Annotated in this window: 19 protein-coding genes and 1 riboswitch; of the genes, 15 read left to right on the top strand and 4 right to left on the bottom strand. The window is 58.7% G+C overall.

Annotated elements, in window-relative coordinates; translation table 11 throughout:
• The first annotated feature begins 39 nt into the window (after positions 1-39).
• On the top strand, positions 40-906 hold the full coding sequence (locus EYC79_RS12020; RefSeq protein ID WP_112953251.1) for a D-amino-acid transaminase: 867 nt from the start codon (positions 40-42) through the stop codon (positions 904-906).
• Here EYC79_RS12020 and EYC79_RS12025 read toward each other — a convergent pair.
• Entirely contained in the window at positions 903-2,417 is a 1,515-nt protein-coding gene (locus tag EYC79_RS12025; protein ID WP_130978147.1) for a serine hydrolase domain-containing protein, read from the bottom strand. The two genes, EYC79_RS12020 and EYC79_RS12025, sit on opposite strands and share 4 nt — an antisense overlap.
• Before the next feature lie 110 nt (positions 2,418-2,527).
• Between EYC79_RS12025 and EYC79_RS12030 the strand changes: the two genes are divergently transcribed.
• The 6 genes from EYC79_RS12030 to EYC79_RS12055 all read left to right on the top strand — a co-directional run bounded on the left by EYC79_RS12030 (position 2,528) and on the right by EYC79_RS12055 (position 11,654).
• Positions 2,528-3,565, top strand: a complete 1,038-nt coding sequence (locus EYC79_RS12030; RefSeq protein WP_130978148.1) for a dipeptidase — start codon at positions 2,528-2,530, stop codon at positions 3,563-3,565.
• A gap of 147 nt (positions 3,566-3,712) precedes the next feature.
• Positions 3,713-6,313, top strand: a complete 2,601-nt coding sequence (mprF, locus tag EYC79_RS12035; RefSeq protein WP_113226639.1) for a bifunctional lysylphosphatidylglycerol flippase/synthetase MprF — start codon at positions 3,713-3,715, stop codon at positions 6,311-6,313.
• Positions 6,310-7,674: a virulence factor family protein gene (locus tag EYC79_RS12040; protein ID WP_130978149.1), complete on the top strand. Its 1,365-nt coding sequence runs from the start codon at positions 6,310-6,312 to the stop codon at positions 7,672-7,674. Before mprF ends, EYC79_RS12040 begins: the two co-directional genes overlap by 4 nt.
• Before the next feature lie 187 nt (positions 7,675-7,861).
• The gene (locus EYC79_RS12045; protein WP_113265557.1) at positions 7,862-9,004 is read left to right on the top strand and encodes a M24 family metallopeptidase; all 1,143 of its coding nucleotides are present in this window, start codon (positions 7,862-7,864) and stop codon (positions 9,002-9,004) included.
• Positions 9,005-9,093: 89 nt separating this feature from the next.
• Entirely contained in the window at positions 9,094-10,431 is a 1,338-nt protein-coding gene (telA, locus tag EYC79_RS12050) for a telomere resolvase TelA (protein ID WP_113265558.1), read from the top strand.
• A 251-nt stretch (positions 10,432-10,682) separates the two neighbouring features.
• Positions 10,683-11,654, top strand: a complete 972-nt coding sequence (locus EYC79_RS12055; RefSeq protein ID WP_113265718.1) for a LysR family transcriptional regulator — start codon at positions 10,683-10,685, stop codon at positions 11,652-11,654.
• A gap of 155 nt (positions 11,655-11,809) precedes the next feature.
• On the opposite strand, the gene EYC79_RS12060 is transcribed toward EYC79_RS12055, so the two are convergent.
• Positions 11,810-12,478 carry a CHASE3 domain-containing protein gene (locus EYC79_RS12060; RefSeq protein ID WP_113265559.1) on the bottom strand — a complete coding sequence of 223 codons (669 nt, stop codon included), beginning with the start codon at positions 12,476-12,478 and terminating at the stop codon, positions 11,810-11,812.
• A 208-nt stretch (positions 12,479-12,686) separates the two neighbouring features.
• Positions 12,687-12,789: riboswitch (TPP riboswitch) on the top strand.
• A 71-nt stretch (positions 12,790-12,860) separates the two neighbouring features.
• Here EYC79_RS12060 and EYC79_RS12065 point away from each other — a divergent pair.
• Genes EYC79_RS12065 through thiD form a run of 3 tightly spaced genes read left to right on the top strand, consistent with a single transcriptional unit; the run spans position 12,861 to position 15,041 of the window.
• Positions 12,861-13,598 (top strand): hydroxyethylthiazole kinase, encoded by a 738-nt coding sequence (locus EYC79_RS12065; protein ID WP_418122612.1) that lies wholly within the window; start codon positions 12,861-12,863, stop codon positions 13,596-13,598.
• Positions 13,585-14,244, top strand: coding sequence for a thiamine phosphate synthase (gene thiE, locus EYC79_RS12070; RefSeq protein WP_130978150.1), 660 nt, complete (start codon positions 13,585-13,587; stop codon positions 14,242-14,244). Before EYC79_RS12065 ends, thiE begins: the two co-directional genes overlap by 14 nt.
• A complete protein-coding gene (thiD, locus tag EYC79_RS12075) occupies positions 14,241-15,041 on the top strand; it encodes a bifunctional hydroxymethylpyrimidine kinase/phosphomethylpyrimidine kinase (protein WP_130978151.1) in 801 nt (266 codons plus the stop codon). Before thiE ends, thiD begins: the two co-directional genes overlap by 4 nt.
• A gap of 13 nt (positions 15,042-15,054) precedes the next feature.
• Here the strand turns inward: thiD and EYC79_RS12080 are convergent, their stop codons facing one another.
• A complete protein-coding gene (locus EYC79_RS12080) occupies positions 15,055-15,531 on the bottom strand; it encodes an Lrp/AsnC family transcriptional regulator (RefSeq protein ID WP_062423735.1) in 477 nt (158 codons plus the stop codon).
• A 127-nt stretch (positions 15,532-15,658) separates the two neighbouring features.
• Here EYC79_RS12080 and alr point away from each other — a divergent pair, with 127 nt between their 5' ends.
• Together alr and EYC79_RS12090 are read left to right on the top strand one after the other, a co-directional pair.
• A complete protein-coding gene (gene alr / locus EYC79_RS12085) occupies positions 15,659-16,825 on the top strand; it encodes an alanine racemase (protein WP_130978152.1) in 1,167 nt (388 codons plus the stop codon).
• Positions 16,826-16,832: 7 nt separating this feature from the next.
• Entirely contained in the window at positions 16,833-18,089 is a 1,257-nt protein-coding gene (locus EYC79_RS12090) for a D-amino acid dehydrogenase (RefSeq protein WP_130978153.1), read from the top strand.
• A gap of 37 nt (positions 18,090-18,126) precedes the next feature.
• On the opposite strand, the gene EYC79_RS12095 is transcribed toward EYC79_RS12090, so the two are convergent.
• Positions 18,127-18,837: a GntR family transcriptional regulator gene (locus tag EYC79_RS12095; protein WP_112520672.1), complete on the bottom strand. Its 711-nt coding sequence runs from the start codon at positions 18,835-18,837 to the stop codon at positions 18,127-18,129.
• A 260-nt stretch (positions 18,838-19,097) separates the two neighbouring features.
• On the opposite strand from EYC79_RS12095, the gene EYC79_RS12100 reads away from it, so the two are divergent.
• From EYC79_RS12100 to EYC79_RS12110, 3 genes are all read left to right on the top strand, one after another.
• Positions 19,098-20,177 carry an ABC transporter ATP-binding protein gene (locus EYC79_RS12100; protein ID WP_112953269.1) on the top strand — a complete coding sequence of 360 codons (1,080 nt, stop codon included), beginning with the start codon at positions 19,098-19,100 and terminating at the stop codon, positions 20,175-20,177.
• 30 nt (positions 20,178-20,207) lie between these two features.
• Entirely contained in the window at positions 20,208-21,497 is a 1,290-nt protein-coding gene (locus tag EYC79_RS12105; RefSeq protein WP_130978154.1) for an ABC transporter substrate-binding protein, read from the top strand.
• A 192-nt stretch (positions 21,498-21,689) separates the two neighbouring features.
• Positions 21,690-22,601 (top strand): ABC transporter permease, encoded by a 912-nt coding sequence (locus EYC79_RS12110; RefSeq protein WP_062443958.1) that lies wholly within the window; start codon positions 21,690-21,692, stop codon positions 22,599-22,601.
• Position 22,602: the final 1 nt, after the last annotated feature.

The following is a 22,602-nucleotide window of genomic DNA, read 5'->3' on the forward strand; positions in this document are numbered from 1 at the left end:
AGTGGGTTTGCAAGGCATATGACAGACAGAGGCAGGATTATGGACAGAACGGTTTATCTCAATGGCGCATGGGTTGCGGAAGGCGACGCGAAAGTATCGGTCTTCGATCGTGGCTTCCTTTTTGCCGACGCGATCTATGAAGTGACGGCGATTATTCACGGCAAGCTCGTCGATTATCCCGGCCACCTCGCCCGTCTGAAACGATCGCTCGATGCGCTCGGCATTGCCATGCCGGTGGCGGAAGCCGAATTGCTGGACCTGCACAAGGAAATCGCAAGACGGAACGGCATCGAGGACGGCCTGATTTATTTGCAGGTTTCCCGCGGCGTTCAGGATCGCGACTTCGTCTTTCCTGAAGCCATGGAGCCGACCTTCGTGATGTTCACCCAGACCAAGAAGGTACTGGACAATCCGAAGTGGAAGACCGGTCTTTCCGTCAAGACAGTGCCTGAGGGCCGCTGGTCGGACCGGCAGATCAAGACCGTCCAGCTTCTTTATTCATCGCTTCGCAAGACGGAAGCCAATCGCCAAGGTTATGACGACGTTCTGTTTGTCGAAAACGGTCACATCACCGAGGCAAGTTCTGCGAATTTCCATATCGTCACGCAGGAAGGCGTGCTGGTCACACGCGATCTGTCGAACGCACTGCTGCACGGCATCACCCGCGGCTCCATTCTTCATCTCGCTAGGCAGGCGGATCTCAAGGTGGAAGAGCGCGCTTTCACCCCGGAAGAAGCCAAAGCCGCTTCTGAGGCTTTCGTGACATCTGCAACGAGCTTCGTCACGCCCGTGGTCAAGATGGATGGCGTCACAATCGGCAATGGCGAAGTTGGCCCGATCAGCCGCCGTCTGCTGGATATCTATATTCGCGAGCAGCTCTCAGCCGGTATTCCTGTCGCTGATTAAAACCTGTCTCGCCGATACTCGATCATCCGGGCGCGGCTTGTCACAAGCTCCACATGGTCATCGCCGAGCATGTGGAGGCAGACGCGCTTCGTCCATGGGCCATCTTGGAGGGTGAAGAGATAGCGCCCGTTTCCGAGAGCCGTCAGCGGCATGCGTCGGCGAAGGGGCCCAATGCCCATGATAAGGGCGCCTTTGGCGATCTCGAACTCCGCACTCTCCTCTGAACGCCAGCGTCCATCAAGCGTTGGCGGAACGTCTCTGCCAGGCACGACGGGTAGAAACCGTCGCGGCGCATGGCCGACTTGGCCAGCAAGCGTTTCTCCATCAAGGCGAAGACGAACGGGCGAGGACGCTGAGCGGGACGAGACCCAGCCATCACCCTCGTCATAGAGCGTGTCTTCCGCATCGAGAAAGCTGCAGGTGCTGCCCTTGATCTCCAGCCACCAGGGACCCGTCTCTGTGACGTAGAGACCATCCGGCAGGAATGCTGCAGGTCTCGGCAGCGGCAAGCCCGTCAGTGCCGCCATGCTCTCAAGTGCAATCTTGAACCCGTTCGTGTCCTCCCGATTGGAGAGGACCACAAAGCCCGTACCACTCTGTGGATCGAGCAGGAAATAGCTCTTGTAGCCGGGATGCGATCCGCCGTGGCCGACGAAACGTCTTTTGCCGAGATGCGTCCACCGAAGACCCAGACCATACTCGCTCATCCTGCCATCGGCGAGCGGACGCGGAGCCGACAGTTGATCGAGCACGCCGGTGAAACCATGCTCGCCCTTCAACAGGCATTGCAGCCATGCGACGAGCGCCTCGGCACTTCCGGCAAGGCTTCCGGAGGCGGAGAGATGCAGACCGGCGGCGGACAATTGCCAGCCCTCATCGGATTTCCAATAGCCGGGTGCCAGACCGACAACAGGATCGTTCCAGACATCCGGCGCGAACAAGGGAAGTCTTACTTGCTTGGCGATCTCCTGCACGAAGTCGTCGAAACGCAAACCCTTTCGCGCCAGTGCAGCCTCGACCAGTCGGTAGCCGGTATTAGAGTAGGACACTTCCGTACCGGCGGGGAAATTCAGCCTCGTCTGGCGCGCAATATAGTCCAGTAAGGGCTGAGCCTTTGTCTCGCTGTAGACCGACAGGCCAAGCAGCGAGAGGCACTCACGCACATCGGGCAGACCTCCGCTCATGTCCAGCGCTTGACCAACCGTGACATCGCGTAACGGGGACTGCAGCTCCGGTAGGTGCTCACCGAGCGGATCATCGAGACCCATCACATCGCTATGGGCAAGAACCATGGCGCAGAACACATGTTTGGTCAGCGACGCATAGCGAGCCACGGTCCTGGATGAGAACGGCGCAAGGGTGGAGAGACTTTCAACGCCGCCAGCATGAGCGAAGCGAATGCCGGAAAGATCGAAGCCGACCACACAGCCGCCCGGCTCATCGTCGCGCCAATGCGAGACGAAATCTCCAGCTGTTTTCGAAGCGCCAGTCCAGTCCATCGTCGTTGTCATCACCCACGTCCTCTTTGTTCCACCAGGCGGCGGAAACCATTCTTGCATTGCATTTGCCCTGCTCTCGGGGATAGAGCAAAGACGCGATGACATCAGTTGGAAGCAATCCTATGACCGATCAAACCGTCCTGCCCGTCTTCGATGGGCATAATGATGTTCTGCTGCGATTGAAACTCTCCGGTTATTCAAACCCGGAAGAGCGTTTCATCGAAGGAGACAGCCTCGGCCATATCGACCTTCCCAAGGCCAAGAAAGGCGGATTGGCCGGCGGGCTTTGTGCCGTCTACATTCCCTCGCCGCGCGGAACCGATGCCAATGGCGATTTCCTGGCCCCGACCCAGCAGACAGCACTTGCCACCACGCTTGCAATGGCTGGTCTGCTGTTTCGCATCGAAGCGCAGTCGAAGGGCGGGCTTACGGTCTGCCGCAGCGCTGCGGATATCCGCAACGCCATGGCACGCGGCTCCTTCGCCTCCGTCTTCCACATCGAAGGTGTCGAAGCCTTCGACGCCGACTTGGAGGCGCTCTATGTTCTGCATCAGGCTGGCCTTCGCACGCTTGGTCCCGTCTGGAGCAGGCCCAATATCTTTGCCTATGGTGTTCCCTTCCGCTTTCCTTCCTCACCCGATATCGGCCCGGGGCTGACGGAGGCGGGGCAGCGCCTCGTCAAGACCTGCAATGAGCTGAAGGTCATGATCGATCTGTCGCACATGAACGAGCAGGGTTTCTGGGATATCGCCAAATTGTCCGATGCGCCGCTGGTCGCCTCGCACTCCAACGCCCATGCGCTCTGCAACCACAGCCGCAACCTGACCGACCGCCAGCTCGATGCCATTCGCGACACGGGTGGTCTGGTGGGCATAAACTTCGGCGTTCTTTTCCTGCGTCAGGATGGCATCAAGAACCCGGATACCGATATTCGCGAACTGGTCCGTCATGTGGATTACATCGTCGATCGTATCGGCATCGACCATGTGGCGCTCGGCTCCGACTTCGACGGCACGACCATTCCGGCTGCCATGCGTGACGCTTCCGATCTGCCGCTTCTTGTCGATGAACTGCGCAAGGCTGGATACGATCAGGCGTCGCTGGAAAAGATCGGTCACGGCAACTGGCTAAGAGTTCTGGAACGCACGTGGGGTGCGTAAGCCAATATTCTACCCAGCATTTCAGACGAACGACATATTGTAGATAATCTCAGAAAGATTATGAATTTTCGTATTTGTGAAACCACAACGAATTACTGTCATAATCCTGTGGTTGGCAAACTGCGCCTCGCTTTCGTGGAACATTAAATGACAGAGAAGAACGACGTGACGCCGATTGAAGAGGCCGAAGATGGCCTGAGCGGCTTTTTCGAACGTTACAAACCTCATCTGACATCGCTTGCGGTTATTGCCGTCTTCGTCATGATGACGGTGACGATCTATCGCCTCACCTCCGAGGTCCGCTACGATGACATCGTCGTCGCCCTTCTCGACACCAGCTGGAAGTCGGCGTTTCTGGCCGTCCTCTTCACGGCGCTGAGCTTCGCTGCACTGATCTGCTACGATCTGAACGCGCTCGAATTTATCGGCAAGCGCCTCAAAAAGCCTTCCGTCATCGCCACGGCCTTCATCGCCTATGCTGTTGGCAACACTGCAGGCTTCGGTCCCTTGAGCGGCGGCGCGATCCGCTTCCGCGCCTATTCGCGCATGGGACTGACGCCATCCGACATCGCCCGCGTCATCGCCTTCGTCACCCTGTCCTTCGGCCTCGGACTTCTGTCCGTCAGTGCGTTGGCAACCTTGATCGTTGCGCCGCGTGTCGCCAGCATCATGGGCGTGGACGCCATCTGGCTTCGCGGTGCCGCAGTCATCGTCATTCTCGTTCTGGCGACGCTGATCTATGTCGGTCGCAATGGGCGCGTCGTTCAGATCCGTCAGCTGAAACTGCGCCTTCCCGATAGCCGCACCTCGTCGCGCCAGTTCCTGGTGTCAGCGCTCGATATCGCGGCATCGGCTTCGGTGCTCTATGTGCTCTTGCCGGAAACCAATGTCGGCTGGCCAAGCTTCTTTGCCATCTACGCCACCGCCGTCGGCCTTGGCGTTCTCAGCCACGTGCCGGCAGGTCTTGGCGTTTTCGAAGCGGTGATGGTGGCGGGTCTCGGCAACGCGATCAGCCTCGATCAGCTTCTCGGTGGCCTTGTTCTTTACCGCGTCATCTATCACGTGCTGCCGCTTCTCTTCGCCATCATCCTGATGCTGATCACCGAGATGAAGCAGTTCGCCGCAAAGCCGGTGATGGCTGATATCGGCAATCTTGCCGGTCGGCTGGCGCCCTCGCTTCTCTCGGCCTTTGCCCTGATCCTGGGCGCGATGCTGATCTTCTCCTCCGTGACGCCGACGCCGAACAGCAACCTGGATTTCCTGTCCAACTTCGTGCCGCTTCCCATCATCGAAGCTGCGCACTTTCTCTCCAGTATCCTGGGTCTCGGCCTCGTCGTCGCATCCCGCGGCTTGAGCCAGCGTCTGGATGGCGCATGGTGGGTGGCACTGGTGGCGGCTGCAGGCGGCCTGTTCCTCTCGCTCATCAAGGCGATCGCCATCTTCGAGGCGATCTTCCTTGGTATCTTCATCGTCGCGCTCTTCTTCAACATGCGCGCCTTTACCCGCCACGCCTCGCTTCTGCGTCAGGCTCTTGGTCCCACCTGGATTGCCGCGATGGCGGTCATCGTCGCCGGTGCGGCCACCATTCTGCTGTTCGTCTATCGCGATACCGATTACAGCCAGACTCTGTGGTGGCAGTTCGAGTTTTCCGAGGAAGCGCCGCGCGGGCTTCGCGCCGTCCTTGGTCTGGTTCTCGCCTCTTCGACCATCGCCATCTTCAGCCTCTTGCGGCCTGTCACCTACCGGCCGGAAGAGATCCAGCCCGAAGACATCGAGAAGGCCACCGATATCGTCGCCAAGCAGGACGTGGCAGACGCCAATCTGGTGCGCATGGGCGACAAGCACATCATGTTCTCGGAAAAGGGCAATGCCTTCATCATGTATGGCATTCGCGGCCGCTCGTGGATCGCGCTGGCCGATCCTGTCGGGGACGAAAGCGAATTTTCCGATCTGATCTGGCAGTTCGTCGAGACCGTGCGTGCCAATGGTGGACGCGCCGTCTTCTACCAGATTTCCTCCGCGTCGCTTCCCTATTGCACAGATGCGGGTCTTCGCGCCTTCAAGCTTGGTGAGCTCGCAATGATCGATCTCAAGCGCTTCGAACTGAAGGGCGGCAAGCTCGCCAATCTGCGTCAATCGCTGAGCCGCGGCGCGCGTGACGGGCTGACCTTTTCTGTGGTCGATACGCCGGACGTCCCGGCCATCTATGACGAGTTGAAGCAAGTCTCCGATTCCTGGCTGGAGCATCACAATACGCGCGAAAAGACCTTTTCGCTCGGCTCCTTCGAGCGCGACTACATCCTGTCTCAGCCGGTCGCGGTTCTGCACAAGGACGGCAAGATCACTGCCTTTGCCAACCTGTTGATGACCGACACCAAGAGCCAGGTGACGGTGGATTTGATGCGCTTTGCACCGGATGCACCGCGTGGCTCCATGGACTTTCTCTTCGTCAGCATCATCGAACATATGCGTGAACAGGGTTATGCCCAGTTCAACCTCGGCATGGCGCCGCTGTCCGGCATGTCGAAACGCGATGCCGCCCCCGTTTGGGACCGTATCGGCGGCACATTGTTCGAGCACGGCGAGCGGTTTTACAATTTCAAAGGCCTGCGCGCCTTCAAGTCTAAATTTCATCCCAAATGGGAGCCACGTTACGTTGCCGTCTCGAACGGCACCAGCGCCGCGCTGGCTTTGATGGACACAACGGTTCTCATCAGCGGCGGCGTGAGAGGAGTGATCGGTAAATGAGATTTTTGAAACGGCTCACAGGCGCTTTGCTCACGGCAGCGGTCTTGCTGCCTTCACATGCGCCGGCGCAGGACGCTCAAAAATACGAAACTGGCATGATCCCGGCCGATCACATTCTGCTTCCCGATGGCGACATCACCTCGACTGTGTTCCTGGTGTCGGACGGCAATGGCTGGGATGAGACCGAACAGAAGGAGGCCGATGCCCTTCTCGAAAAAGGCGCTGCCGTCGTCGGCATCGATTTTCCAGAATACATCAAGTCGCTCGAGAAAGACGACGACGACTGCGTCTATATGATCTCCGACATCGAACAGCTTGCGCAGGAAATCCAGCGCAAAGCGGGTGTTTCCAATTACAGCCTTCCGATCATTGCCGGAACGGGCGATGGCGGCGCGCTGGTCCTGGCGATGATCGCACAAAGCCCGGCGGCAACCATTGGCGAGGCTGTCGCGGTCGATCCGGTGGCGAGCATTCCCCTGAAGAAGGTGCTCTGCACACCCGCAACCAAGGATAAGGACGGCGACCGCACCATCTACGGCCTAACGGACGGTGCACTTCCGGCACCCGTCACGGTGCTGTTCACGCCGAAGGCTGACCCGAAAGGCCGGGAACATGTCGACGCGCTTTTGAAGGCGCATGCGGACATCGACGTCAAGGATGTGACGGATGATGCGCAGCCCGCGCTTATTCAGGTACTGCAGGACCGGATCGATGCGGCCGCCAATTCCGACAGCCCGCTCGGCCTGCCGCTTACCATTCTCGAAGCCAAGCCGACCATGGATACGATGGCGGTCGTCTATTCCGGCGATGGTGGCTGGCGCGATATCGACAAGGATGTCGGCGACTATCTGCAAAAAGACGGTATCCCCGTCGTCGGGGTCGATTCACTGCGCTACTTCTGGTCCGAGAGGAAACCTCAGGACGTGTCCGACGACCTCGCGCGGATCATCGACACCTATCGCAAGGAATGGAAGGTCAACAACGTTCTTCTGATCGGCTATTCCTTCGGCGCCGATATTCTGCCTGCGACTTATAACGGGTTGCCGGAGAAGGATAAGGGGCGCGTGGTGCAGATGAGCCTTCTGTCGCTTTCCCACCAGGTGTCCTACGAGATTTCCGTCGGCGGATGGCTCGGGGTCTCCTCGGATGGAGCGGAGGATCCTGTCAACGATCTCGCCAAGATCAATCCAAAGATCGTCCAATGCGTCTACGGCACGGATGATGATGAAAGCGCCTGCCCTGCTCTCAAAGACAAGGGCATGGAACTGATCGGCATTGAGGGCGGCCACCATTTCGATGAGGACTATGAGGCGCTGACCCGCAAGATCGTCGCTTCGCTGAAACAGCGACTGCAAAAATAACGCCGTCTCAGGCGCTACCGTCATCTTGAATACAGTCTGCAGCCTTTGTACTGCTTCTGACGCTGCGTCGCGCGCAAGGATTTACCCCCAGCGCGCGACACCGCTCAAGAACAATGACCTGAAGCGTGACGCGCATCTGTAAGACATCGCGGACATGCTTTGGGTGTAACCACCAAAGTGTGTGACGATGCAATTTCCAGCCAAGCCCGCTGCCATTTCCGATGCCGAACGCCAGGAGAGGCTTCAGCGCTTGCGAGTGAAGATGGGCGAGCAAGGCTTAAGCGCCGTGCTTCTCGGCTCAACGGAAAGCCTGCGCTATTTCACAGGCCTTGTCTGGCACCAGAGCGAACGGCTGCTTGGCGCGGTCGTCACCCTGGATGCTCTTCACTACATCGTGCCAGGCTTCGAACAGAGCCGCGTTGACACACTTCCCCATATCGAGGGAGAGGTTCATCTCTGGCAGGAGGAGGAAAGCCCTTCGGCCCTCGTCGCAAGCCTTGCAGGCTCATCCGGCCTGATCGCTCTGGACGACGCCCTACCCCTCTTTGTCTATCACAGCCTTGCCGCCAAGGTCGGGCCTGATCGTCTGGTCGATGGCGGCCCAGTGATCCGCGGCCTTCGGCTTCTCAAATCCAGCGCTGAAATTGCCATCATCCAGTATGCGATGAACCTGACGCTGGACGTGCACAAACGCGCCCATGCGATGATGAAGCCAGGCGTGCTGGCGTCCGATGTCGTCTGCTTCATCGACGAGCAGCACCGCGAGTTGGGCGGCGAGGGTGGCTCTTCCTTCTGCATCGTCTCCTTCGGCGAAGCGACATCGTTGCCCCATGGCGCCGACGGGGAACAGACTTTACAGGCTGGCGACGTCATTCTGGTCGATACAGGAACGCGCATCGATGGCTATCACTCCGACCTGACGCGCACCTATGTGATGGACGAGCCAAGCGCTGATTTTGCTCGCGCCTGGGCTATCGAGCGCGAGGCACAGCAGGCGGTGTTCGATGCCGCACAGCTTGGGGCGCCATGCGAAAATCTCGATGCGGCAGCCCGCGCGGTCATGGCTCGACATGGGCTCGGACCGGATTACGCTCTTCCCGGCCTGCCGCATAGGGCGGGCCATGGTCTTGGACTGGAAATCCACGAAGGACCTTACATCGTGCGCGGCAACACGCAGCCGCTCGTGGCCGGCATGTGCTTCTCCAACGAACCCATGCTGGTCTATCCGCAAAAATTCGGCATCCGTCTTGAGGATCACATCTACATGGCCGCCGATGGCCCACGCTGGTTCACACAGCCTGCCAACTCACCCGTCCACCCTTTCGGTTAAATTCAGAAATCCCGCCCCTGTCGCCCCTACATTAGCCCTTGCGTAAAATTTATATATTTTCTATCCCAAGAGAACTTGAGGAGGAATCGATGTCCGTCGCGGAAAAAAGAAAAACAAAAACGCCCATTCTGGCCGATCGCATCGCCGACTTCGTTGAGAAGATCAAGACAACGCGCAAGGACGACGGCAGCTTCGACACGAAAGCAATCGGACGTCTTTGGGACGACGAGGTCCGTTTCCATTTCGAAAACGGCAGAACCGCCAAGACGCTTGAGCTTTACATCGTTAAGTACCGCTATGCGCTGAAAGACGCCTTCGGGCCGAAGACGACACCGCTTGCCATCTGCAACATGAAAAAGCTGCGCGAGCGTCTCGATACCTACATAGCGCGAGGCGATTACCCGCAAAGCGGGGTGGCGATGTCGATCGTGGAGAAGATCGAAAGAGCGGAGCACAATACGGCGGGCCGCAAACCCCGTTTCCTGCTGCGCGTTTCGGACTTCATCTCCGCTATCAATGGCGTCAGCACCAAGGGAGAGATGCAGGCGCTGTGGGACCGGGAAATGGACGCCATGACCGGCAGAACGCAGGCGACGGTCATCTCCTACATCACGAAATATCGCAATGCCATTCGCGAGGCATTTGGCGAGCAGCATCCCATGCTGCGCATTGCCGCCGGCACGCCGCAGCTCTACGATGACGCGCGCAAAGCCAAAATGGCGAAGATCGCCACCAAGCACGGCTCGCTGATCACCTTCGCACATTATTCCGAGGTGATGCGACGCTGCCGGCGCTTCCTTCACTCTGAGGACCCTTTGACGATCGGCATCGGCCTGATCGGCACCACCGGTCGGCGTCCCTTCGAAGTCTTTACCCAGGCCGAGTTCACGCCAGCGCCCTATGGCAATGGCGTCTCCAAATGGAGCGTGCTGTTCAACGGGCAGGCGAAGACGAAGCAGGGCGAAGGGACGAAATACGGCATCACCTATGAAATTCCGGTTCTAGAGCAAGCCAAGATCGTGCTCGAGGCCTATCGACGCCTGAGAAACAGCAGCGATGGCAAGCTCTGGCTCGGCATGAATGTGGACGAGTTTTCCACCGATGCGAGACTGCCGCTGCGCGATGCAATGATCGCGAAATTCGAGGACATCTGGCCGAAAGAAGAGCCGCCGAAGCCATATGGGTTACGTCACCTCTATGCCGAAATCGCTTATCGCAACTTCGCGCCCGCCAATGTCACGAAGAACAGCTATTTCGCCGCCATCCTCGGCCATAACAACAATGATCTGGAAACGTCGCTCTCATACATGACCTATGCTTTTCCTGAGGACGAGCATGAATCGAAAGCGCGGGCGGAGCGTGTGGCGGATCGCACGATACGGCAGATGATCACCGTCAATCAGATCCCCGGCATGGCGGGCGAGTAGGCCGCAGTAAGCCGCTTGGACTACGACGATCCCGCGTGTAAAGCGCTGTGTGTCCTATTGCACGCGTAGGACACTTTACCTTTTTGAATTGACGCATTGTGCTTTCCGAAAATCGGGTCCGATTTTAGCGCCGGTGCAGTTGCACGCGAGGTTGTAGGACTATTGTCCTTGCCACTTATAGCGTCATGACCTACCACTTGAAGAGCGCTTGCTGAGGGATGCTCAAGCGGGTTTGTCTTGTTGGGCCAATCATGATCGACAGCTATCTCGATACAAGGCAGTTGGAAGCCTTCGTGGCGGTGATCTCGATTGGCAGCATGACGGGAGCCGCCAAGGCGCTTGGAAAATCCCAGCCTGTCATCAGCCGGCTGATCCAGGATCTTGAAAAAGACATCGGATTTACGCTTCTTCATCGCAACGGCCCGAGGATTTCTCCGACGGCACAGGGCATCGCCTTTTTCTCCAAGGTCGAGCTTCTGCTGGGCGGTCTGCGCACCATCAGCCAAAGCTGCAGACATATCGAGACGGCAGCAGGCCGCGCGATGGAGATCACGGCGGTGCCGGAGCTTGCGGCAAGCCTTGCACCCCTGGCGCTGGCACGACTGCCGGAGCCGCTCTTTCCGAACGAGGTGCATATTCGCAGTACCAGCTGCGAGAACGTCATCGCCGCGGTGCTGGCCCGTACTGCCGATATTGGTTTGGTCACCCTGCCGGTCGATCATGCCGGACTGGAAACGCATTGGATCGGCGAGGTTTCTCACGTCGCCGTTCTAAGGCACGACGATCCGCTTGTTCATGCCGGACTCCTCACCCCGCAGCACCTTGCCGGCCGTAGCGTCATCGCACCCCCTCGCCCTCATCCGCTACGCGTCGAACTCGAACAATCCATGGGTGCCGAAAGCGTCGAGATCGGCGGCATCCTCAACAGTAATTCCGCCTATACGTCCATCGCCATGGCACGGGCGGGCCTGGGAATTGCGATAGTGGAATCGACGTCCATCCGAGCGCTTCCCATCAAAGACATCGCCGTGCTGCCTCTGTCCTTCCACATCCCGTTCCGATGGGCGGTCGTCACGGCACCGGGTCATCCGCTTCACACAAACGTGCTTCAACTCATCAACGCATTGGAGCAAGCGGCCTTCGCTTTGCCGGACTTCCGAAAGCTGGACGCTACTACACAGCACCGGCCCGAAAAATCGGAACCGGCCTTCGAAGAAGCATGAGGCGTCGGTTCGAAAAGGGAGACGCGTTCTTTGTAAGTCCAAATAGGAGCGCTTCGCGATCTTTCAGATGTGCTCTTGCGCTTTACGGTCCTGTTGTTCGCATGTCGTCGTCGGACCACCGCTGCACGGTTCTGCTTAGACCATGCTTTGGCGGCTCATGACCGGATCAGACGATACCGGCGAGCCAGGTACATCTCGACGCCAGCACGTGTGAGGAACGAAGCCAGGCCCACGATGATCGCCACAACCCTGATGCGGAATTCATCGGCCTCGACCTCAGCATGGCGGGTATCCAGCAATGTGTGTTCCGTAACGGTGATCTCCCCAATGATATCGCGGATGCGATCCATCGTTCCGACAGCCATGTAGCCAATTTCATTCGTGCGGGCGGCATCGGCACCGACGTCATCATAGAGCGATATGGAATGCTTCAGCTCTTCAAGCTTCTTCTCGATCAGTGCGTCGAGCGCTTTCACACGGGCGACCTGCCCGGAATTGTCCGATATCCTGGTCATCAAATCGTTCTGAAGCAGGTGAAGGCGCTCCATCGCCTTCTCATACGGCGCGAGATAGCGCTTGTCGCCGCTGACGAGATAGCCCCTCTGTCCCGTCTCGGCATCATCAAGCGCGATCAAGACGTCCTTGGTGGTATCGATCGCTTCATAGGTATGCACCACCATATCATAGTGGTCGCTTAAAAGGTCATGCGTCCATGAGGTGGCAAGGATACCGGCAGCCAAAACGACCCCGACCGGTATCGATCGCAGCAGTGTCGGGAATGTCAGATACTTGTGGCGCAGCGACGTTAAAGACCAGTCAGACATTTACGGGATCATCCAAGCAAGCGCAGTTCAACGTCTTATATCCGTCCGATGGCAAAAGCGCGAACAGGTTGGCATACACCGTGCCAGGCAGTTCAACGCAACAACAATCAGGAAGTTCAAAGTCGTTCGCCGAATTCGATTGCAGCCATGTGACGTGAACTGGTCTGTCAAACGCCTTGACACGAGGTGCTATTTCTCATTTAGAGTCAGCCATTCCGAGGGGAGCATCGAACGATGCTGAGATGGCGGTGAGCCGGACCCTTGAACCTGATCCGGCTCATACCGGCGTAGGAACGGAACGTTCGCCGTCAGGCACAGCTTTCTTTTCCATGCGTCATGCTTATCCGGGTCCGCTAACCGCGTGTCTGGAGATAAACAGCTGATGGCAAGCTTTCCCACCGCAGAAAAAGCGGCAGACCTTCTGGCTCTCGTGCGAGGGCGACGACCGCGTGTCCACTGCCTGATGAATACGGTGGTACAGAAGTTTACCGCTGACGGCATCACCGCAATCGGCGGCATTCCCTCGATGACATCGTCGGAAGAAGAGATCGAAAGCTTCGTGACGAAGACGGATGCGCTGACGATCAACCTAGGGACGCTGGACGAAGCGCGCCGCAAGGTCATCCGCATCGCCGTCACTATCGCCAATCGCCAAGGCAAACCCTGGATCGTCGATCCGGTCCATTGCGACTACTCCCCTTCACGGCTAGAATTCGCCCATGAATTGAGCCGGCTGCACCCCTCGATCGTACGTGGGAACGCGGCAGAAATGGCGGTTATCGGCGACGTCGGTGGTGCATTGCGCATTCAGACGGGAGCGGTGGATAGCTTGAGTGATGTCGACCGCAAGGTCCGGATCGTCAACGGCCATGCCCTGATGGCAAAGGTGACGGGAACCGGATGCCTTTCCGGCGGTATCATTGCCGCCTTCATGGCTGTCGAGCCGGATGCGATGCTGGCTGCAGCATCGGCTCTGACTGTTACCGGCGTTTCCGCAGAGATCGCGGCCAGACATGCCAGCGGGCCAGGATCGTTCGAAGTCGCCTTTCTGGACGCCCTCTTCAACCTGAAGAGCGAAGACATTCTCTCCCATGCGAGGATCGAACATGACGAAGATTGATTACCGGCTGAATGCCATTGTCGACGCCTCCCTCAGCGATATCGCGCCGCTTGCCGAACTTGCAGCTCTTGCAGCACATGACGGTGCAACGATCATCCAATATCGCGACAAGACCGCCTCCACACGCCAGATGATCGACCAGGCAAGAACCATCGTTGAAGCCCTGAAAGGCACCGGCGTGCCGCTGCTGATCAACGACCGGGTCGATGTCGCGATGGCAACGGGCGCAGATGGCGTGCATCTCGGCGCAGACGATATGGATGCAGAAACGGCAAGGCGGCTTCTCGGCCCGGACGCGATCATCGGGCTCACCGTCAAATCCATGGCTGATGCCCGACACGTCGCGCAAGCACCGGCCGATTATGCCTGCATTGGCGGGGTGTTCGAAACCACCTCCAAGGTCAATCCGGATACGCCTGTCGGCCTTGCAGGGCTAAAGCAAATCAGGACATACCTGCGCAACGAGCGACCAGACCTGCCGGTTGGCGCGATTGCCGGCATCACGCTTGAGCGCGTTCCCGACGTGATTGCAGCAGGTGCCGATGGCGTAGCGCTGATCTCCGCCCTATTCCGCACCGACGATATCGCGGCCACGGCCAGAGCGTTTCGCGATGCCGTGGACAATGCGATGGGAGCACGCCCATGACCGCCATTGCTTTGACCATCGCCGGTTCCGATAGTGGCGGCGGTGCCGGCATCCAGGCCGACCTCAAGACATTCTCCGCTCTTGGTGTCTATGGTGCGAGCGTCATCACCGCCATCACCGCACAGAACACCAAGGGCGTGACCGCGGTTGAAGATATTTCCGCCACGATCATTGCTGCGCAGATGGATGCGGTGTTTTCCGACCTCGATATCAAGGCGATAAAGATCGGCATGGTCTCGCGTATCGACACGATACGAACCATTGCCGAGAGACTGCGCAGCCAGCCCCAACCGGTCGTCCTCGACCCCGTGATGGTGGCGACCTCCGGTGACAGGTTGCTTCAGGAGGAAGCACTCGAAACGCTTCGAAGCGAATTGCTGCCGCAGGCGATACTTGCCACGCCGAACCTTCCTGAGGCGGCACTGCTGACCGGGACCGGCATCGCCACCGATCGTGCCGCGATGCTGAAACAGGCCGAGACGATCCTGGCGCTTGGTGCGAAGGCTGTCCTGATCAAAGGCGGCCACGGCACCGGATCAAAGAGCGTCGATCTTTTGATGGACGGCGAGAGGCACCAAGAATTTTCCATGCCGCGCATCGAGACGAAGAACGACCATGGTACCGGCTGCACGCTCGCGGCAGCAATTGCGGCCCATCTGGCGCTTGGCCTACCGCTGACGGATTCCGTCGGCCTGTCCAAAGACTATCTCCAGGGTGCGTTGGCCGCAGGCCGCGACCTCAAGGTCGGCCATGGTCACGGGCCGGTTCATCATTTTTACCGCTGGTGGGCTCCCTGACGGGCCTGCCCGATCAAGATTTGCGCTCCGTCGCCCGAGGCTTGGGGGCGGCGAGCGCATTGCGGATGGCGAAGCTCGAATGGATGCGTGAGACGCCCGGAAGCTTGGAGAGAATATCCTTGTGGACCCGCTCGAAATCGCCCGCCGTTTCCACTTCGACGCGTAGAAAATAATCCGAGCCGCCGGTCATGAGATAGCATTCTCGCACTTCCGGATAGCGTCGCACGGCATTTTCAAAGCGATTGAGAAAATCCTCCGTCTGCCGATCGAGGGTGATCTGGACGATGACCGAAATCACCTCTCCACCGGCAGCACTTCCGGTGATGGCCGTATAGCCGCGAATGACGCCTTCCCTCTCCAGAATATCCACACGACGCAGACAGGCGGACGGCGATAGCCCCACCTCAGCGGCAAGTTTGGCATTGCTGATGCGGGCATTCAGCCGAAGCAGGCGGATGATATGACGATCGGTGGCGTCGAGAGCAGACATGATTTCATTCCGATTGATCGCATGAAATTGCAAGAAAAACGAATTTATCGAATTTTCTTCGCCTCACCCTGCTTAAATTCAAGGATCATTGCAATACTCTGTTGCCAAAAGAACAAAGGGAACGACAATGGACATGACCCTCCAGCAGCAGAAAGCTCAAGGTGGCGCAAGCGGCTATCTGACGATCGATCTTGCAGCCCTTCGCGACAACTATCTGACGCTTGCCGCCAAGGCGCCGCATGCGCTGACGAGTGCCGTGGTGAAGGCAGATGCCTATGGTCTCGGTGCCGATATCGTCGCGCCCGTCCTTTACGACGCGGGATGCCGGCACTTCTTCGTCGCTCATATTGATGAGGCGCTGTCTCTTCGTCTGCACATAGCGCCCGATGCAAAAATCTTTGTTCTCAATGGCCTCCAGCCTGGAAACGAAACCTCCTGCTCTGCACTGAACATCATTCCTGTTCTCAACTCGCTGGAGCAGGTCGCCCAATGGTCGGCGCAAGCCGCCGTCCTTGGCAAGACACTGCCCGCTGCCCTGCAAATCGACACTGGCATGTCGCGGCTCGGACTGGCGCCATACGAGGTCGAAAGGCTGCTGGCGACACCAGCCATGCTCAAAGGCATCGATCTTGCCTGCATCATGAGCCATCTCGCCTGCGCCGACGAGCCGGACCACGAGGCCAATGCGCTGCAGCTTAACGTCATGCGCAAAACCACCGAGCAGTTTCCCGGCGTGCCGGTCTGCTTTGCCAATTCCGGCGGCATCTTTCTCGGCACGGACTATCACAACGCCCTGATGCGACCGGGCATCGCGCTTTATGGTGGCGCGCCATCGGCAGTTCATCCCAATCCGATGAAGCCAGTCGTCAGCTTGAGCGTTGCAGTGGTTCAAACCCGTACAGTGCCGGCTGAAAGCTTCGTCGGCTACGGCGCCTCGCTGCGCACAACGGCAGAAACCCGGCTAGCAACGATTGCCGCAGGCTACGCCGATGGCCTGCCGCGCTCTTTGAGCAGCCGAGGAGCCGCTTATTTCAACGGCGTTCGGCTTCCTATTGCCGGGCGCGTTTCGATGGACAGCATCACGCTCGATATTTCCGCCCTTCCCGAAGGCACGTTCACCCATGGCAGCCTCGTCGAAATCATCGGGCCGAACCAGACGCTCGAGGCGATTGCCGAGGACGCAGGCACGATCGCCTATGAGATACTGACGCGGCTGGGCCAGCGCTATCGCCGTCGCTATATCTATCCGGAAAAGCAGGCTGCCGCTTCTTCCACTATTGCTCGAAACCTGTGAGGCCAGCATGAACATCACCATTCTTGGAGCCGGCGTCATTGGCGTCACCTCAGCCTGGTACCTCGCCAAGGCCGGACATTCCGTGACCGTGATCGACCGGCAGCCGGCAGCGGCACTGGAGACCAGCTTCGCCAATGCCGGCGAAGTATCGCCGGGCTATTCCTCTCCCTGGGCAGCACCCGGCATTCCGATGAAGGCGCTGAAGTGGCTCTTCATGGAGCACGCGCCGCTGATCATTCGCCCCACCGCAGATCCCGCCGCCTGGCGCTGGATGATCCAGATGCTGAGCAACTGCACGGCTGCACGCTACAACGTCAACAAGAGCCGCATGGTGCGTATCGCCGAATACAGCCGCGACTGCCTGATGACGCTTCGTGACGAGACCGGCATTCAGTACGATCAGCGCATGCAGGGGACGCTGGAAGTCTTCCGCACCCAGAAGCAGTTTGATGGTATCGGCAAGGACGTAGAGGTTCTCAAAGCCGGTGGCGTGCCTTACGAAATTCTCGATCGTAGTGCCTGCGTTGCGGTAGAGCCTGGCCTTTCCTCCTCGCGGGACAAGATCGTCGGTGGCCTGCGGCTGCCAGGCGATGAGACGGGCGACTGCTTCATGTTCACCTCGGAACTGGCGAAACTGGCGGAGCAGGCCGACGTCAAGTTCATCTATGACACCGGCATCATGCGCCCTATCGTCGACGGCAACCGCCTCAAGGCCGTTGAGACGAGCAAGGGGCTGATCGAAGCGGATGTTTTTGTTGGCGCGCTTGGCAGCTACACGCCACGTTTTCTCAAGCATCTCGGTCTCGACCTGCCGGTCTATCCGGTCAAGGGCTACTCGATCACCGTGCCGATCGTCGATGCGGCCACGGCGCCGATCTCCACGGTCATGGATGAGGCGCACAAGGTGGCGATTACCCGCCTCGGCGATCGCATCCGCGTGGGCGGCATGGCGGAAATTGCCGGTTTCAACAAGGATCTGCCCGCCAAACGTCAGGCGACCTTGAGGCATTCGGTGGAAGACCTGTTCGGTGGTGCCGGTGATCAATCCCAGGCGAAATTCTGGTGCGGACTGCGCCCGATGACGCCGGATGGCACGCCGGTGATTGGCGCGACGCGCTATGCGAACCTTTACCTGAACACCGGACACGGAACGCTTGGCTGGACCATGGCCTGCGGCTCGGCGCGCGTGCTGGCGGATCTGGTGTCGGGCAACAAGCCGGACATCGACACCGCCGACCTCGGAATCAGCCGCTACGCGGCATAACACAACGGCCGTGCGGCGCTTGCGCGCACGGCTTTTGTTACAGCGCCAGCGCTTCCTTCAGCGCCAGGCCTTCCTTCACACGCAGATCGAGGTCGGCCTCGATGTGATCGATGTGATGCATCATCAGGCGATGGGCCTTTTCTCCATCGCGGGCTTCCAGCGCATCGAGAATGGCAGAGTGATCGCCATGGCCGCAGCTTGAAATTCCGGATCGGCCATAAAGGGCGATGACTAGCGAGGAGCGGGCGACGAGCTCGCCCATGAATTTTTCGAGAATGGCGTTACCGGCATGTGAGGCCAGGAGCAGGTGAAAATCGCCTGAAGCCTTGATCTCCGCTCGACGGGCGGAAGGCCCCCTCTCGAGCTGATATCGCGTTTCCTCTTGCAGATGAGCGCGCAGGCTGGCGATGCCCTCGGGTGTAATCCGTTCCACCGCTGCGGCAACGATGCCCTGTTCTATGAGGCGGCGAGAGGCAAAGACCTGACGAGCCTCATCCGGCGATGGATTGGATACGAAAGCGCCCCTATTTCGCTCCGTTCTCACCAGTCCCTCAAAGCTCAGCATCTGCAAGGCAGCGCGTACGACCGTGCGGCTGACATCGAAGAGCGCGCCGACTTCGGCCTCTGATAACTTCGTTCCCGGCGTGAGACGGCGATCTGCGATCGCATCGCGCAAGGTATCGCGGATCGCTTGCGCGCGATCCTCCGGCGCGTTGTCCATGTCGGGTTCGAGTTGCGAAAGTGTCATTGCTTTTTCCCGATTTATTTTCTTACTATCGCGAAAGTCGCGACGTGGAAACATCAAAGCGGCCATCCATCCCGCAAAATTGCATACAATCCTGCCCGCTATTGAAAACAATAGCTGCTTTTTTGTGCATGCAAGTGGCAGAGGCTGATCAAAGTCGCGCCAGCTAAAATAAAAGCGATGCCGTTTCAATCGGTTAGACATGCAAGCCTGAAATTGGCACGGCTTATGCAAGTTCATCTGCAACAAGCAGGGGAACATGCATGAGCAAAGCTGCCGAGATAGACATCGCCGCCGTTACCAAGGTCTATGGAAGCACCACGGCCGTTCACGCCATTAGCCTGAAAATACCGGCGGGCAGCTATTGCTGTCTGTTGGGTCCGTCCGGCTGTGGCAAGACCTCGACGCTGCGCATGATCGCAGGCCACGAGACCATTTCCAGCGGCGATGTTCGGCTCGGCAATACGGTCGTCACCGATCTGCCACCGGCCCAGCGCGGCACGGCAATGATGTTTCAATCCTATGCGCTTTTCCCGCATCTCGATCTCGTCGACAATGTTGCCTTCAGCCTCAAGATGAAGGGCGCAGACAAGGAGACCCGGCGGGCCAAGGCGCTCGAAATGCTGAAGCTGATGCAGCTTGAGCCCTATGCGACCCGCCGTCCTGCGCAGCTTTCAGGCGGCCAGCAGCAGCGCGTCGCGCTTGCCCGCGCGCTCATCACCGACCCGGAAGCGCTGCTTTTGGATGAGCCGCTCTCGGCGCTCGACCCCTTCCTCAAGATCCGCATGCGCGCGGAGCTTAAAAAACTTCAGACCTCGCTTGGCATTACCTTCGTGCATGTGACCCACAGCCAGGAAGAGGCCATGGCGCTGGCCGATATCATTGTCGTCATGAATGACGGACGCATCGAGCAGGCCGCCGCACCCCGCGAGGTTTTCGAGCGCCCCGCAACGGCTTTCGTCGCTCGCTTCATGGGCGATCACAACGTCATTTCCGGTCGCCTGAAAGAGGTTGAGGGCGAGACGGTGACGCTGGAAGTGGCAGGCGGTGGCATCTTCAAGGCCAGCGGCAAGACACCGCCGGATGATGCGGTCGATATTGCCGTGCGTACCGACCGCGTGCGCATCGGCGAAGGGGAGCCTGGCCTTGGTTTCACCGGCATCGTCTCCAACGTCGAATATCGCGGCGCCAGCGTCAAGCTCGCCGTCAACGGTGCCGGCATCGACGATTTCAACGTGATTTTGACCGACGCGGTCTTCTTCGAAAATCCCATCAAGGTTGGCGATGCCATACCTCTTTCCTGGAATGCGGACGATGCCATCGTGCTCGGACGGGTAGAATAACGACCATAAAACAACCAGAGGAGAACTGAAATGACCGATTCCAACAAGACGAAAAAGGGCCTGACCCGCCGCGGTCTCCTGAAGGCGGGCGCTGCCGCCACGGGTGCTGCCGTCGGCTCCGGCCTGATCACCGGCTTCCCCACCATCTGGGCGCAGAACCCGATCACGCTGCGCCAGTTCGGCACGGGCGTGTCCAACATCAATGCGATTGCCGAAAAGTGCAAGGCGGACCTCGGCATCACGCTTGAAATGACGGCAACGGATTCGGATGCAGCAGCACAGCGCGCCGTCACCCAGCCGAACTCCTACGACATCGCAGACATCGAATACTGGATCCTGAAGAAGGTCTATCCGGCCGGTGTGATCCAGCCGATGGAAATCAAGAAACTGAAATATTACGACAAGATCGTGCCGCTGTTCAAAACCGGCAAGCTGACGCCTGACAGCGTCATTGCCCAGGGCACGGCACCCCACACGGTGGGTTATGTCGAAAAGCCCAGCGACAAGAAGTTTGCCAAGAGCGAAACCGAATACTTCACCATGGTTCCGACGATCTACAATGCCGATACGCTCGGCATTCGCCCGGATCTCGTCGGCCGTGAGATCACCACCTGGGCCGATATCATGGACCCGAAGTTCAAGGGCAAGACCTCCATCCTGAACATTCCATCGATCGGCATCATGGATGCTGCAATGATCATGGAAGCCATGGGCAACATCAAATATGCCGACAAGGGCAATATGACGAAGGCGGAAATCGACAAGACCATCGATTTCCTCATCAAGGCCAAGAAGGACGGCCAGTTCCGCGCCTTCTGGAAAAGCTTCGACGAGAGCGTCAACCTCATGGCGTCGGGCGAAGTCGTCATCCAGTCCATGTGGTCGCCGGCGGTTGCCGCCGTTCGCTCCAAGGGCATCGCCTGCAAATACCAGCCGCTGAAGGAAGGCTATCGTTCTTGGGGCGGCGGTCTCGGTCTCGCCAAGCACCTGAGCGGCGCGAAGCTCGACGCGGCCTATGAATATATCAACTGGTACACTTCCGGCTGGGTTGGCGCTTACCTCAACCGCCAGGGCTACTACTCCGCTGCCATGGGTACCGCGAAGAACTACATGACCGCCGACGAGTGGGGTTACTGGGTGGAAGGCAAGCCTGCCCAGGGCGATATCATCGCTCCGGACGGCAAGGTCATGGAAAAGGCTGGCGCTGTGCGCGATGGCGGCTCTTTCGAAGAGCGCATGGGCAAGGTCGCCTGCTGGAACTCCGTCATGGACGAAGACCGCTACATGGTCCGTCGCTGGAACGAGTTCATCGCTGCTTGATGAGAACAAGAAGGCTGGCGGTTCAACGCCGCCGGTCTTCGGTTGCCGATACCTTCGGCACTTGCTTTTCGTCATCCTCGGACTTGATCCGGGGGCCGACCATGACGACGGGGAGGTTTCAATCCGTCGTTATCGCACCAGGACCGGCAGCGCGAAGCTGCCGATCATGACAACAATAAAGGGCTCCATTGAATGGCGACGGTCAGATTTATAGGCGTTGGCGAAAAGAAAGAAAAAGCGGGCAAGCCCTTCACCCTGCCGAAGGGACTTGTGTCTTACATCGAGGCAACGCCGTTGGCGCTGATCCTAGGCTTCTTTCTTCTCCTGCCGATCCTGATGATCGTGGTGGTGAGCTTCTGGGATTATGACTTTGCCCAGATGTATCCCGACTTCGTCACCTTCAACTATACCGAAACGCTCGGCTCCTGGGTGACCTGGCAGACATATCTCAATACGTTGAAATATGCCTTCCTTGTCTGGGCGATCACGCTGTTCCTCGGCTTCTGGGTGGCCTATTTCCTGGCCTTCCATATTCGCACCACCACCATGCAGATGGTCCTGTTCCTCATCTGCACCGTGCCCTTCCTGACCTCCAACATCATCCGCATGATTTCATGGATCCCGGTCCTCGGCCGCAACGGCCTGATCAACAGTGCGCTGGTGAATTTGGGAATTGTTCCGGCGCCCATCGAATGGCTGCTCTATTCCGACTTCGCCGTGGTGCTGGCCATGGTGCATCTATACACGCTCTTCATGGTGACGCCGATCTTCAACACGCTGATGCGCATCGACAAGTCGCTGGTGGAGGCCGCGCGCGATGCGGGCGCGTCCAGCTGGCAGGTGCTGTGGAACGTCATCATTCCCTTGGCGAAGCCCGGAATGGCCATCGGGACCATTTTCGTCGTAACGCTGGTCATGGCGGATTTTTCCACCGTGCAGGTCATGTCCGGCGGACAGAGTGCCTCTGTTGCCCTGATGATGAAGAACCAGATGTCGCTCCTACAATATCCGGCGGCGGCTGCAAATGCTGTCGTCCTTCTCGCCCTCGTTCTCCTGATGGTCGCAGGCATTCTGCGGGTCGTCGATATCCGTAAGGAGCTCTGAT

The sequence above is a fragment of the Agrobacterium cavarae genome (assembly GCF_004310285.1).
Classification (GTDB): Bacteria; Pseudomonadota; Alphaproteobacteria; order Rhizobiales; family Rhizobiaceae; genus Agrobacterium; species Agrobacterium cavarae.